Source organism: Microbacterium sp. zg.Y1084 (assembly GCF_024623595.1).
Lineage (GTDB): Bacteria > Actinomycetota > Actinomycetes > Actinomycetales > Microbacteriaceae > Microbacterium > Microbacterium wangruii.
Genome location: NZ_JANJGV010000001.1, coordinates 163,437 through 175,955 on the forward strand (window position 1 = coordinate 163,437; position 12,519 = coordinate 175,955).

A 12,519-nucleotide genomic window follows, 5' to 3' on the forward strand; every position below is an offset into this window, starting at 1 on the left:
GAACACCCTTTCCTGAGCAAGAGAGCTACACAATGACGACCACGACGAAACGTCGCGGGTCGCTCGCCAGGGCCGAGGCCCGCCAGGCGCTGGGCTTTGCAAGCCCGGCCCTGGTGGGACTCGCCCTGTTCACGATCGTGCCCGTAGGGCTGTCGATCGTGATGAGCGTCTTCGACTGGCCCACGTTCGGCGCCCGCACCTTCACCGGTCTCGACAACTACGCCGCGCTGTTCACCTCCAGCCCCGACTTCTGGCCGGCGCTGCGCAACTCCGCGGTGTTCACGGTGCTGTACGTCCCACTCAGCGTCGCGCTCTCGCTCGTCCTGGCCATCGGGCTCGGGCCGCGCATCCGCGGCCGCGGCGCGCTGCGGGTGCTCTTCTTCATTCCCGTCGTGGTGCCGATGGTCGCCAACGTGCTGGTGTGGAAGATGATGCTGCAGCCGCAGGGCCTGTTCAACGGCATCGCGCAGAGCTGGTTCGGCGTCACCCTGCCCAACTTCCTGGCGGACCCGTTCTGGGCGATGATGATGGTCGTCGCCATGAGCGTCTGGCAGGGGCTCGGCTACAACATGCTCATCTTCTCCGCCGCCCTCGAGCAGCTGCCCGACAGTGTGCTCGAAGCGGCGAGCATCGACGGAGCCCGCGGGATGCGGCTGGTGTGGAGCGTGATGATCCCCATGATCTCGCCCGCGATCTTCTTCGCCTCGATCATGACCATGATCACGTCGCTCCAGGTGTTCGCGCAGCCGCAGCTGCTCACCGGCGGCGGACCGGGCAACGCCACCAAGCCCCTCGTGATGTTCATCTGGGAGCAGGGCTTCACCTTCGGCGACCTCGGTCTGGCCGCGGCGGCGGCGTGGATCCTCTTCGCCATCATCATCCTCATCACCGGCGCGCAGTTCGCCGCCCAGCGCAAGTGGGTGCACTATGAGCACTGAGTCCGTGACCGCGACCCGCACGCTCGTGCTCGGCGAGGACGCCGTTACCCCCGACCCCTCGGGCCGCCGCCGTGTCGCCCCGAAGACCCGCGGCGAGCGGATGCGCCTCGTCATCGCCCATGTCTTCATCTACCTCGCCGCGCTCGTGTTCGTGTCGCCGCTGGTCTACGCGTTCTTCTCGGCGCTGAAGCCCAACATCGAGATCTTCTCGATGCCGCCGACCCTCATCGGGTCGCAGATCAAGTGGCAGAACTTCGCCGAGGTGTTCGCCTACGGCCCGTTCTGGACCTACATCGGCAACTCGCTGTTCGTCGCCGTGGCGGGAACGCTCGTGGTCCTCATCGTGTCCACCGCCGCCGGCTACGCTTTCGGGCGCCTGCGGTGGAAGGGACGCGACGTGGTGTTCGTGCTGTTCCTGGCCACCCTCATGGTGCCCGCCGAGGTGCTCGTGATCCCGATGTTCCAGGTGATGCAGTGGTTCGGCTGGGTCAACACCTACCCTGCCCTCATCTTCCCCTTCGCGTTCGGCGCGTTCGGGACCTTCCTCATGCGGCAGTTCTTCCGCGGCATCCCCTTCGAGCTGGAAGAAGCGGCCCGGATGGACGGCGCGGGGCCGGTGCGCACCTTCCTGCGGATCATCCTGCCGCTGTCGAAGTCCGCCGTGGCCGTGCTGTCCGTGTTCACGTTCCTCTCCTTCTGGAACAGCTACCTGTGGCCGCTGATCGTCACGGTGGACTACGCCACGCTCGGCACGCTGCCGGTGGGTCTGGCCAGCTTCTCCGGCTTGACCGGTACGCGCTGGGATCTGCAGATGGCCGCGGCGATCATCTCGATGATCCCCACGACGCTGCTCGTGATCGTCCTGCAGAAGCACCTCATCAAGGGCATCGCGATGGCCGGGCTGGGCGGCCGATGAGCGCGGACGCTTCGTCCCGCGTCGTCGCGGGTGTCGACATCGGAGGCACCAAGACGGCCGGGGCGCTCGTCGCCGCGGACGGCACGGTGCTGGCGCGCGCGTCGCGGGAGACCCCCGCCCGCGACGGCGGCGCCGCGATGGCCGAGACCGCCGCGCGGGTCGTGGAGGAGCTCTACGGCCGCGCCGGCGTGCGCGCCGACGCCGTGGGCGTCGGCGCAGCCGGTGTCGTGGAGCATGACACCGGCACGATCCGCGCGGCATCCGCCACCTTCGTCGGATGGACCGGCTTCCCGCTGGGGGAGCGGCTCGCCGAGCGCCTGTCGCTGCCGGTGCAGGTAGAGAACGACGTCAACGCGTTCCTTCTGGGCGAGACGGCCTGGGGCGCTGCGCGCGGTTCCGACGTGCTCGGCGTCATGCTCGGCACCGGTGTCGGCGGCGCGCTCGTGATGGACGGCCGGCTGCGCCACGGACCGCACGGGGCCGCGGGAGAGATCGGCCACACCCCGGGCTATGGCGAGCTGCGCTGCACGTGCGGCCGCACGGGCCACCTCGAGACCCTGGCATCCGGCACCTCCATCGCCCGCCGCTACGCGGAGGCCACGGACCGGCCGCTCGAGCCGGCGCGGATCGTGGCGCAGCGTGCGCGCGGCGGCGACCCGGCGGCGCGGGCGGTGTTCGCGGACGCCGGTCAGGCGGTCGCCCTGGCCTGCGTCTCGGCGGCAACGCTCGTCGACCTTCCGCTGGTCGTCGTCGGCGGCGGGGTGGTCGAGGCGTGGGACCTGCTCGCTCCGGCGGTGCAGACGACGCTCGCCAGCGACCCGCCGGTCTCCGGGGTGCCGCTGCGCATCGTTCCCGGCACCCTCCGCGCCGACGCCGTCGTCCTCGGCGCCGCGGCGCTGGTGGCCCATCCCGTTTCCGTTCCCCCCGCAGAAAGCGAGCCGCGCCGTGACGACGCGTCCTGACCCCGATCGCGTCTGGAAGGGCGCGCTGGATCCCGTCCACCCCGAGGGCATCGCCCGCCCTCGCATCGGGATCGGCGGCATCTCGATCGAATCGAGCACCTTCTCGCCGCACATCTCCGGCGACGAGGCGTTCACGGTGCGCACGGGCGCATCGCTGCGGGAGTACTACCCGTTCCTCGACGCAGGTGAGGATCTGGGCGAAGCCGCGGACTGGGTCCCCCTGACCCACGGTCGGTCGCTGCCCGGCGGCGCCGTCGCGCGGGAGACCTATGAGCGGATGAAGGCCGCGATCGTCGCCGGGATCCGAGTCGAGGGCCCGTTCGACGGATTCTTCTTCGACATCCACGGCGCGATGAGCGTCGTCGGCATGGACGATGCCGAGGGCGACCTCGCCGCCGCGGTGCGCGAGGCCCTCGGCCCGGACACGCTGGTGTCGGCATCCATGGACCTGCACGGCAACGTCTCCGATGCCCTGTTCGACGCGGTCGACCTGATCACCTGCTACCGCATGGCTCCGCACGAGGACTGGCTCAACACCAAGCAGCGCGCGGTGCACAATCTGCTCACCCGGCTGCGCGGCGCCTCCGGGGCCGACCCTCTCGCACGACGGCCGCTGAAGGCATGGGTGCGGGTGCCGGTGCTGCTGCCGGGGGAGAAGACCAGCACGCGCATCGATCCCGCGCGCTCGGTGTACGCGCTCGTCCCCGAGGCCGAGGACCGCGACGGCGTCGTGGATGCCGCGATCTGGGTCGGCTACGCCTGGGCCGACGAGCCCCGCTGCCATGCCACGGTGATCGTCACGGGCGACGACGAGTCGGCCATCGCCGAAGAAGCGGCCCGTCTCGCGAGCGCCTACTGGGACGCGCGGGCGGACTTCGCCTTCGTCGGCCCCACCGCGACACTCGACGACGCCCTCGACACCGCGCTGGCTCCCGGCGCCCCGCGCCCGTATGTGATCTCCGACTCCGGCGACAACCCCACCGCCGGCGGCGCCGGCGACGTCACATGGACGCTCGGACGACTGCTGGAGCGGGCGGACCTCGCCGATCCGTCCGTCACCGTACTCGTCGCCTCCGTGTTCGATCCCGACGCCGTCGCGGCGGCTGCGGCGGCCGGCGTGGGCGAGACGGTCACGCTGCCGGTCGGAGCCCGGGTGGATGCCGGGCCCCGCGGACCCGTGCGCATCACCGGCGAAGTGGTGTCGGTGACACCGGGCGATCCGGTCGCCGGCACGCAGGTCGTGCTGCGGGCAGGTGGCGTGCACGCGATCGTCACCGAGCGCCGCAAGCCGTTCCACCACCTCGACGACTTCCGCATGCTGGGCCTGGACCCCGAGGCGGCGGACATCGTGATCGTGAAGATCGGCTACCTCGAGCCGGAGCTGTACGACCTCGCCGCAGGCTGGACCATCGCCCTCACCCCGGGCGGCGTCGACCAGGACCTGCTGCGGCTCGGGCATCGCCGGCTGCGTCCCGGGGTGTATCCGTTCGACGACGACGGCGCGACGCCCGATCTCGCCCCCGTCATCACCCGCCGCACCGCCACGGAGGCCCGCACATGAACTTCGAGACCCGCACCGGCCCGGACCTGGGCGACGCGGCGCCGGTGTACCCGGCCGCCACCGTGCCCGAGTGGTACCGCGACGCCAAGCTCGGATTCTTCGTGCACTGGGGGCTGTACTCCGTGCCCGCCTGGGCTCCCGCCCACCCGCCGGGCGGTGTGCCCGCAGAAGACGCCTACGCGCATCACCAGTATGCGGAGTGGTACGCCAACACCGTGCGCATCCCCGGCAGCCCCACGTGGCGCCGCCACCAGGAGATCTACGGACCGGGGTGCAGCTACGAGGACCTCGCCGATCGGTGGGACGCGGGTGGCTTCGACGCCGACGCCTTCGTGGGCGAGCTCGTGGGGGCCGGCGCACGGTACGTCGTGCCCACCACCAAGCACCACGACGGCTTCTGCCTGTGGGACACCGCGACCACCACGTTCAACGCGGCGCGGCGCGGACCTCGTCGCGACCTGATCGGCGAATTCCACGACGCCACCCGCCGCGCAGGGGCGCGGTTCGGGGTGTACTACTCGGGGGCGCTGGACTGGCACGTGGGCGACTTCCCGCCGATCGAGTCCGACACCGACCTGTTCCGCTTCCGTCGTCACGACGACGCGTTCGCGCGGTACGCCGCCGCCCAGCTCGAGGAGCTCGTGACGCGTTTCCGCCCCGACGTCCTGTGGAACGACATCGAGTGGCCCGACGGCGGCAAGGGCGCGCAAGAGCACGGCCTCGCCGCGCTCTTCCGCCGCTACTTCGAGGCCGTCCCCGACGGGGCGATCAACGACCGCTGGGGCGTGCCGCGGCACGGGTACCTGACCCGCGAGTACACGCATGTCGAGGGGGTGCTCGACACCCCGTGGGAGTCCACCCGCGGTCTCGGCTACTCCTTCGGCTACAACCAGGCCGAGGATGCCACCCACTCCCTGTCGGGCGCGGCGCTCATCCGGCTGCTCGCCGACGTGGTGAGCAAGAACGGCAACCTGTTGATCAATGTGGGTCCCCGGGCCGACGGCTCGATCCCCGACCTGCAGCTGGCGGCGATGCGCGAACTCGGTGCGTGGCTGCGCCGGGACGGCGACGCCGTCTACGGCACCCGTCCCTGGGTGCGCGCGGCGGAGGAGACCGGCGCGCCCCGCGCCTACACGGCCCGTCCGGGCATCGTGAACGTCATCGCCCTCGATCCCGCGGCCGGCCTGCTCGACCTGCCCGTCGACCTCGCCGAAGGCACGGCGCGCTGGGCCGACGGCAGTCTGGCTGGGTTCGAGCGGCGCGCCGACGGCGGTGTCGACGTCGTGATCCCCGATGCGCTCCGCGGCGATGCTGCGGCGGCGGTGTCGATTACGATGAACCCGTGAGTGTGATCGTCGAGATCGCCGTGCAGTCCGCAGCCGGCGCCCGCATCGCGATGAGCGCCGGCGCCGACAGGCTCGAACTGTGCGAGGCGCTCGAGGTCGGTGGCCTGACACCGTCGATCGGGCTCGTCGATGCGGTGTGCGAGGCCGTGGGCGCCGACCGCGTCAACGTGCTCGTCCGCCCGCGGGGCGGCGGCTTCGTCTACGACGACGACGAGGTCGCGCTCGTCGCGGCCGACGTTCGCGCCGTCGTCGCCCGCGGTGTCGGAGGCGTGGTGGTGGGCGCGCTCGACCCCGACGGCCGTGTCGACCGTGAGGCACTGCGGCGGTGGCGCGATGCCGCAGGCGACGCGACCCTGGTCTTCCACCGTGCGATCGACGCCAGCCCTCGCGGCGACGAGGTGCTCGACGCGCTGAGGGAGGAGGGCGTCGAGCGCGTGCTGACCTCGGGTGGCGCCGTGCGCAGCATCGATGGTGCCGCCCGGCTGGCCGACTACGTCCGCCGGGTCGGCGGCGCCATGGAGATCACGGCCGGCGGGGGAGTGCGGCCCGAAGACATCGCCGTCCTCGCGGCATCGGGCGTGGGCGCCGTGCACCTGTCGGCGCGTGCGCGTGCCGGTCTGGATGCCCCGGCCGGGCCCGGCGGTGGTGCGGGTGGCCACGACGTCACCGACGCATCGATCGTCGCGGCCGCCGTCGCCGCCGCGCGCCCCGGCGTCCGCTAGCGTGCGGTCGGCGCCTCAGGCGCGGCCGACCACGCCCTTGCGCAGCAGCGCGTTGGCGTAGACGCGGGTCTCGCCGGTGCGGACGATGACGAAGGCGCCTCTGGCGCGCTCGTAGTAGGCGAAGCGGTCGACGAACCGGGTGCCCGACTCGTCGACGCCGGCGGCGGTCATCAGTTCGCGCTGCACGTCGAGCACCGTGCCGTCTGCCGAGGTCATGAGCTCCAGCGCCGGCGCGTCGTCGAGCGGCAGCACGCTGCGCACCGCCGCCAGCACCGCGGGAGTGCCGACCCCGGGCAGATCGATCAGCCGCGTGCTCAACGACGCGGCGGGGAAATGGGCGTCGGCGATCACGACCGCGTCGGAATGGCCCATCGCATCGAGATGCCACAGCAGCTCACCGGTCAGCAGCGGATCGATCCCTTCGAGCATGAGAGGGGGTCCTTTCGGATCAGGGGGCGATGAGCTCGCGCTCGGCGAGCTCCGCCCAGAAGTCGTCGGGCAGATCCTGCGCCATCCATTCGGCATTCTGGCGCAGCTGGCTCGGCCGGCTGCCGCCGACGACGACCGACCGCACGGTCGTCTCGCGCAGCGGGAATTGCACCGCGGCCGCCGGCAGCGGCACCTCGTGCGCATCGCACACCGCCATGATCGCCTGCAGGCGCTCCCACAGTGCGTCCGGCAGCCGGCCGTACTCGTAACGACCCTCGCGGTCGGGACGTGGCCGGGCCAGCAATCCCGAGTTGAACACGGAGGCGGCGACCACGTCGGTGCCGGTCGCGCGGCACGCCGGCAGGGTGTCGGCGACGGCCGGCTGCTCGAGCAGCGTGTACCTGCCGGCGATCATGATGACGTCGAGGTCGGCGGCGCCCACGCACGCCGCCAGCGCGGAGCTGACCATCGATCCGATTCCGACAGCAGTGACGGTGCCGTCGTCACGGAGCGCCGTGAGGGCGGGCAGGGCCTCGGCCAGGGCGAGGTCGAGATCGTGTCGTTCGGGGTCGTGCAGGTACACCACGTCGACCCGGTCCAGGCCCATGCGCTCGAGGGATTCGGCGACCCCGGCGCGCACGCCGTCCTCGGAGAAGTCCCACACCCGGTGCAGGTCGGTGCGCACGTGGAAGTCGTTGGCGGTGTCGAGTCCGCCGTCGTCGTCAGGATTGGGGCGCAGCAGCCGCCCGACCTTCGTCGACAGCACGTACTCGTCCCGCGGCTTCGTGCGCAGGAACGCCCCCAGCCGACGTTCGGAGAGACCGAGACCGTAGTGCGGTGCGGTGTCGAAGTAGCGGATGCCGGCATCCCATGCCGCTTCGAGGATCTCCCACGCCTCATCGTCCCCGAGAGGGCGGAACATGTTGCCGAGGTTCGCCGCGCCGTAGCCGAGCGGCGTGAGTGCGGGCGTCGCCGCCGTCGCGCGGTCAGACACCGACGGCCTCCCCGTGCCAGGCGTAGAGCTCCCGGCTCTCGGCGCGCATCTCCATGCCCGCCCCGGGCGCCAGGGGGGCGCGGTAGCTGCCCTCGCGCACGTCGGTGGGGACGGTGAAGTGCTCGTGCAGGTGGTCGACGTATTCGATCATCCGACCCTCCCGGGTGGCGCTGACGGCGACGAAGTCGAACATCGACAAGTGCTGCACGGCCTCGCACAGACCCACGCCGCCGGCGTGCGGGCACACGGGCACGCCGAAGCGGGCCGCCAGCAGCAGGTTCGCGATGTTCTCGTTGACGCCGGCCACGCGCACGGCGTCGATCTGCATCACCGCGATGGCCTCGGCCTGCAGCAGCTGCTTGAACATCACCCGGTTGTGGGCGTGCTCGCCGGTCGCGACCCGGACCGGCGCGATCGCGCGGGCGATCTCGGCGTGACCGAGCACGTCGTCGGGGCTCGTCGGCTCCTCGATCCACGCGGGGTCGAACGGGGCGAGCGCCCGCATCCATTCGATGGCCTCGGCGACCTCCCAGCGCTGGTTCGCGTCGACGGCGATGGGGAAGCCCTCACCGCACACCTCGCGGGCGATGCGCATGCGCCGGATGTCGTCGTCGAGGTCGGCGCCGACCTTGAGCTTGATCTGACCGAAGCCCTCCGCCAGCGCCTCGCGGCAGAGACGGGCCAGCTTCTCGTCGGAGTAGCCGAGCCAGCCGGGGGTCGTGGTGTAGGCGGGGTAGCCCGTCGCCAGCAGCTCCGCCTCCCGCGCGGCGCGTCCCGGCACCGCAGCGCGCAGGATCTCCAGCGCATCCTCGCGGGTGAGGGCGTTGGTGAGGTAGCGGAAGTCGACCAGGTCGACGAGCTCCTCGGGCGTCATCCGTGCCAGCAGCTGCCAGAGCGGCAGGCCCGCGCGCTTGGCCTTCAGATCCCACAGGGCGTTGATGACGGCGCCGATCGCCATGTGCATCACGCCCTTCTCCGGCCCCAGCCACCGCAGCTGCGAGTCGTCCATGAGGGTGCGGTTCGTCGCGCCCATGTCGGCGAGGAGCGGTTCGAGCTCGCGGCCGACCAGGTGTCCGGCGAGGGCGTCGACGGCTGCGACCTGCACGTCGTTGCCGCGCCCGATGGTGAACACGAACGCGTGGCCCTCGAGGTCGTCCGCGGCGTCGGTCGTGATTCGCAGATACGCCGCCGAGTAGTCCGGGTCGGGGTTCATCGCATCCGAGCCGTCGAGGCTCAGCGAGGTGGGAAAACGGATGTCGGCCGTTTCGAGCGCGACGATGCGGGTCACTGTCACTCCTTGTTTCCGCGCCACGGTGTCGTGGATCTCCCACACTAAACATCCGATGTTTATACTGTCAATCGCGTCGGGATGCCGCGGCGGCCGAGGGGCTGCACGGTCCGGCAGGACAGGAGAAACATGAAGTTCGCGCGTCTCGGGCCCGTCGGCCAAGAGATCCCCGTCGTGATCGACGGAGATCGGCACCTCGACTTGCGTCCGATCACCTCCGATGTCGACGGTGCCTTCCTCGCCGATGACCCCGTCGGTCGCACCGCGCAGGCGATGGCGGCGGAGCTGCTGCCCGACCTCGGCGATGTCTCGGAGCTGCGGGTGGGGGCGCCGATCGCGCGACCGAGCGCGGTCGTCTGCATCGGGATGAACTACGCCGCGCATGCGGCCGAGTCCGGCTCGGCCCCGCCGGAGATCCCGATCATGTTCCTGAAGACGCCCAACACGGTGGTCGGCCCGGACGACGACGTGCAGATCCCGCGCGGCTCGACCAAGACCGACTGGGAGGTGGAGCTCGGCGTCGTGATCGGGCGGCGTGCGTCGTATCTCGACTCGCCGGCCCAGGCGCGTGCCCACATCGCGGGATTCGTGACGGCCAACGACGTCTCCGAGCGTGATTTCCAGATGGCGGTCTCGGGAGGCCAGTGGTCCAAAGGCAAGTGCGCGCCGGGCTTCAACCCCACGGGACCGTGGCTGGTCACCCCGGACGACGTCGACCACACCGGACTGCGGCTGCGCAGCCGGGTCAACGGCGCGCCGCGGCAGGACTCCACGACGGCCGACATGATCTTCTCCGTCGAGCACATCATCTGGCATCTCTCGCAGTACCTCGCCCTCGAGCCCGGTGATCTGGTCCTCACGGGCACGCCGGAAGGGGTGGCGCTGTCCGGCCGATTCCCGTATCTGGCACCGGGAGACGTGGTAGAGGTGGAGATCGAGGGACTCGGCCGTCAGCGCCAGACGTTCCGGGCATGGGAGGCGACGCGATGACGCGCGAACTGGACTCGTTGGTGGCCGTGGTGACGGGAGGCGCGTCCGGGATCGGTGCCGCCATCGCCCGGCACCTGCACGACGGCGGCGCGCGGGTGGCGGTGCTCGACCTCGACCCCTCCGCCGCCGACGAGCGTTTCCTGGCCGTCGCCGCCGACGTGTCGGACCGCGACAGCGTGACGGCGGCGATCAGCGCGGTGGGAGAGCGCTTCGGTCGCATCGACATCGTGGTCAACAACGCCGGGATCGGCGCGCAGGGCGACATCGCCGCCAATGACGACGCGGAGTGGGGGCGCGTGCTCTCGGTCAACGTCACAGGGATCGCGCGGGTCACCTCCGCCGCGCTCCCGTGGCTGCGCCGCTCGCCGGCCGCCGCGGTGTGCAACACCTCGTCGATCGCCGCTACGGCCGGACTGCCGCAGCGTGCCCTGTACAGCGCCTCGAAGGGCGCGGTGCTCTCGCTGACCCGCGCGATGGCCGCTGACCACCTGCGCGAGGGCATCCGGGTGAACGCCGTCAACCCCGGCACGGCCGACACCCCCTGGGTGGGCAGGCTGCTCGACACGGCCGACGATCCTGCGGCGGAGCGTGCCGCCCTCGAAGCGCGGCAGCCGCACGGGCGGCTGGTCACCGCCGACGAGGTCGCCGCCGCGGTGCGCTACCTGGTCGGCCCGCAGGCGGGTTCGACGACGGGCACGTACATCGAGGTCGACGGGGGCATGTCGGCGCTCCGGCTGCGCCCGGCCTGAGGCCTCAGCGCAGGCGGTACGTCCGCTGGGCGTTGTCCCAGAGGATCGCGGCGGTGTGGGACGGGGCGGCGGACGTCGCCCAGTCCCGCACGAACCGCTCCCACGACGCGTACGGCCACGACACCGGCCAGTCGCCTCCGAAGAGCAGGCGCTCCGGGCCGAAGGCCTCCAGGGCGGCGTCGAGGAACGGCGTGAACTGCAGCGACGTCCAGCCCTCCGGCGATTCGGCGGGCAGACCCGAGAGCTTGCACGACACCTGCGGCAGGTCGGCCAGGCGCTGAAGATCCGCCCGCCACGCCGGGGCGGGGGCGCCGGACACGTCGGGCTTGCCGAGGTGGTCGAGGACGATCGTCAGCGACGGCACGGCTTCGGCCAGGGCAGCGAGCTCGCGCAGCTGCCCGGAGCGCACGCACGCATCGAAGACGTACCCGGCATCGGCCACGGCGCGGGCGGAGGCGAGGAAGTCACGCGAGGTCGCGAACCCGGCCTCCTCCCCCTGGAGGAGCCTGCGCACGCCGACCACGAGCGGGCGCGCGCGCAGCAGCGCGAGTTCACGGCGGGCCGCGGCGGCATCCTCCATCGTCAGCCGCGCGACGATGCCCCGCACACCGGCCGCCGCGGCGGACGCGCTGACCCAGTCGACCTCATCGATGCTCTGCGCTGCGACCGCCTCCGCCTGCACGAACACGGCGGCGCGCTCGGCGCTGCTGGCCTCTGCCGTCGCGTCCTGCCACTGCGCTACTCCGAAACGTCCGAGCAGTCGCCCCGTCAGCCAGGGATAGTCGAGGCGTTCGGGGTCCCACAGATGCAGGTGACTGTCGAGGATGCGCACCTCTTCATTCTGGCCGAGCCGCGCCAGAACATGGGATGTCTGCGTCTTTGCGCCTAGCATGGCGCCATGGCGGTGACCGACGAGGCGATCGAGAAGATCAAGGCGATGATCGTGTCCGGCGAGCTGGCGCCGGGTGACCGGCTGCCGCCGGAGAAGGAGCTGGCCGAGCGGCTGGGGCTGTCGCGCAACTCGATGCGCGAGGCGGTGAAGGCCCTGGAGGTCATCCGGGTGCTCGATGTGCGACGCGGCGACGGGACGTATGTCACGAGCCTCGAACCGCGGCTGCTGCTGGAGGCGACGTCCTTCGCCATGGACATGCACGACGACGATTCGCTGCTGGAGGTCTTCCAGGTGCGCCGCATCCTCGAAGCCCACGCCACCGGCGCTGCGGCGCAACGGGCCGACGACGACGAGATCGCCGCGCTCGAGGCGGAGCTGCGCACCGTCGCCAGCGACACCGACGTGCAGACGCTCGTCGCGCACGATCTGCGATTCCACGGGGCCATCGTGGCGCTCGGGGGCAACCGCTATCTCGCGAGTCTCGTCGACAGTCTCACCAGCCAGACCGTCCGCGCCCGCGTCTGGCGCGGGTTGACCGAGGCCGACGCGGTCGAGCGCACGCTGCGCGAGCACGCGGCCATCGTCTCGGCGATCGCCGCCCACGACGTCGAGCTGGCCACCTCCCTCGCGACCGCCCACATCGCCGGCGTCGAGCAGTGGCTGCGACGCGCCCGCGACGGCGTCTGACCGCGCTCACGCGTCACGAGGGATCGAGGTGCGCGTCGCACGGCG

General features: G+C 71.5%; 13 protein-coding genes. 9 read left to right on the top strand and 4 right to left on the bottom strand.

Translation table 11 applies throughout. The features are described from left to right. The first annotated feature begins 32 nt into the window (after positions 1-32). Genes NQ165_RS00830 through NQ165_RS00855 form a run of 6 tightly spaced genes read left to right on the top strand, consistent with a single transcriptional unit; the run spans position 33 to position 6,445 of the window. Positions 33-938, top strand: a complete 906-nt coding sequence (locus tag NQ165_RS00830; RefSeq protein WP_257530349.1) for a carbohydrate ABC transporter permease — start codon at positions 33-35, stop codon at positions 936-938. Then, positions 928-1,854, top strand: coding sequence for a carbohydrate ABC transporter permease (locus tag NQ165_RS00835; RefSeq protein ID WP_257530351.1), 927 nt, complete (start codon positions 928-930; stop codon positions 1,852-1,854). Before NQ165_RS00830 ends, NQ165_RS00835 begins: the two co-directional genes overlap by 11 nt. Then, on the top strand, positions 1,851-2,816 hold the full coding sequence (locus NQ165_RS00840; protein WP_257530353.1) for an ROK family protein: 966 nt from the start codon (positions 1,851-1,853) through the stop codon (positions 2,814-2,816). The genes NQ165_RS00835 and NQ165_RS00840 overlap by 4 nt, the downstream gene beginning before the upstream one ends. A gap of 49 nt (positions 2,817-2,865) precedes the next feature. After that, on the top strand, positions 2,866-4,377 hold the full coding sequence (locus NQ165_RS00845) for a M81 family metallopeptidase (protein WP_374679380.1): 1,512 nt from the start codon (positions 2,866-2,868) through the stop codon (positions 4,375-4,377). Further along, on the top strand, positions 4,374-5,723 hold the full coding sequence (locus NQ165_RS00850) for an alpha-L-fucosidase (protein WP_257530357.1): 1,350 nt from the start codon (positions 4,374-4,376) through the stop codon (positions 5,721-5,723). Before NQ165_RS00845 ends, NQ165_RS00850 begins: the two co-directional genes overlap by 4 nt. Beyond that, entirely contained in the window at positions 5,720-6,445 is a 726-nt protein-coding gene (locus tag NQ165_RS00855) for a copper homeostasis protein CutC (protein ID WP_257530359.1), read from the top strand. The genes NQ165_RS00850 and NQ165_RS00855 overlap by 4 nt, the downstream gene beginning before the upstream one ends. Positions 6,446-6,460: 15 nt before the next feature. On the opposite strand, the gene NQ165_RS00860 is transcribed toward NQ165_RS00855, so the two are convergent. The 3 genes from NQ165_RS00860 to NQ165_RS00870 are packed head-to-tail and all read right to left on the bottom strand — an operon-like array spanning position 6,461 to position 9,156. After that, entirely contained in the window at positions 6,461-6,874 is a 414-nt protein-coding gene (locus NQ165_RS00860; protein ID WP_257530361.1) for an RbsD/FucU family protein, read from the bottom strand. A 19-nt stretch (positions 6,875-6,893) separates the two neighbouring features. Beyond that, complete coding sequence (locus NQ165_RS00865; RefSeq protein ID WP_257530363.1) at positions 6,894-7,868, bottom strand: aldo/keto reductase; 975 nt, start codon at positions 7,866-7,868, stop codon at positions 6,894-6,896. Next, a complete protein-coding gene (locus NQ165_RS00870; protein WP_257530365.1) occupies positions 7,861-9,156 on the bottom strand; it encodes an enolase C-terminal domain-like protein in 1,296 nt (431 codons plus the stop codon). Before NQ165_RS00870 ends, NQ165_RS00865 begins: the two co-directional genes overlap by 8 nt. A gap of 129 nt (positions 9,157-9,285) precedes the next feature. Between NQ165_RS00870 and NQ165_RS00875 the strand changes: the two genes are divergently transcribed. Next, the gene (locus NQ165_RS00875) at positions 9,286-10,146 is read left to right on the top strand and encodes a fumarylacetoacetate hydrolase family protein (protein WP_257530367.1); all 861 of its coding nucleotides are present in this window, start codon (positions 9,286-9,288) and stop codon (positions 10,144-10,146) included. Continuing rightward, the gene (locus NQ165_RS00880; protein ID WP_257530369.1) at positions 10,143-10,895 is read left to right on the top strand and encodes an SDR family NAD(P)-dependent oxidoreductase; all 753 of its coding nucleotides are present in this window, start codon (positions 10,143-10,145) and stop codon (positions 10,893-10,895) included. The genes NQ165_RS00875 and NQ165_RS00880 overlap by 4 nt, the downstream gene beginning before the upstream one ends. Positions 10,896-10,899: 4 nt before the next feature. Here the strand turns inward: NQ165_RS00880 and NQ165_RS00885 are convergent, their stop codons facing one another. Next, positions 10,900-11,727 carry an amidohydrolase gene (locus NQ165_RS00885; RefSeq protein WP_257530371.1) on the bottom strand — a complete coding sequence of 276 codons (828 nt, stop codon included), beginning with the start codon at positions 11,725-11,727 and terminating at the stop codon, positions 10,900-10,902. Positions 11,728-11,793: 66 nt separating this feature from the next. Here NQ165_RS00885 and NQ165_RS00890 point away from each other — a divergent pair, with 66 nt between their 5' ends. Continuing rightward, on the top strand, positions 11,794-12,474 hold the full coding sequence (locus tag NQ165_RS00890) for a FadR/GntR family transcriptional regulator (RefSeq protein ID WP_257530373.1): 681 nt from the start codon (positions 11,794-11,796) through the stop codon (positions 12,472-12,474). Positions 12,475-12,519 lie beyond the last annotated feature (45 nt).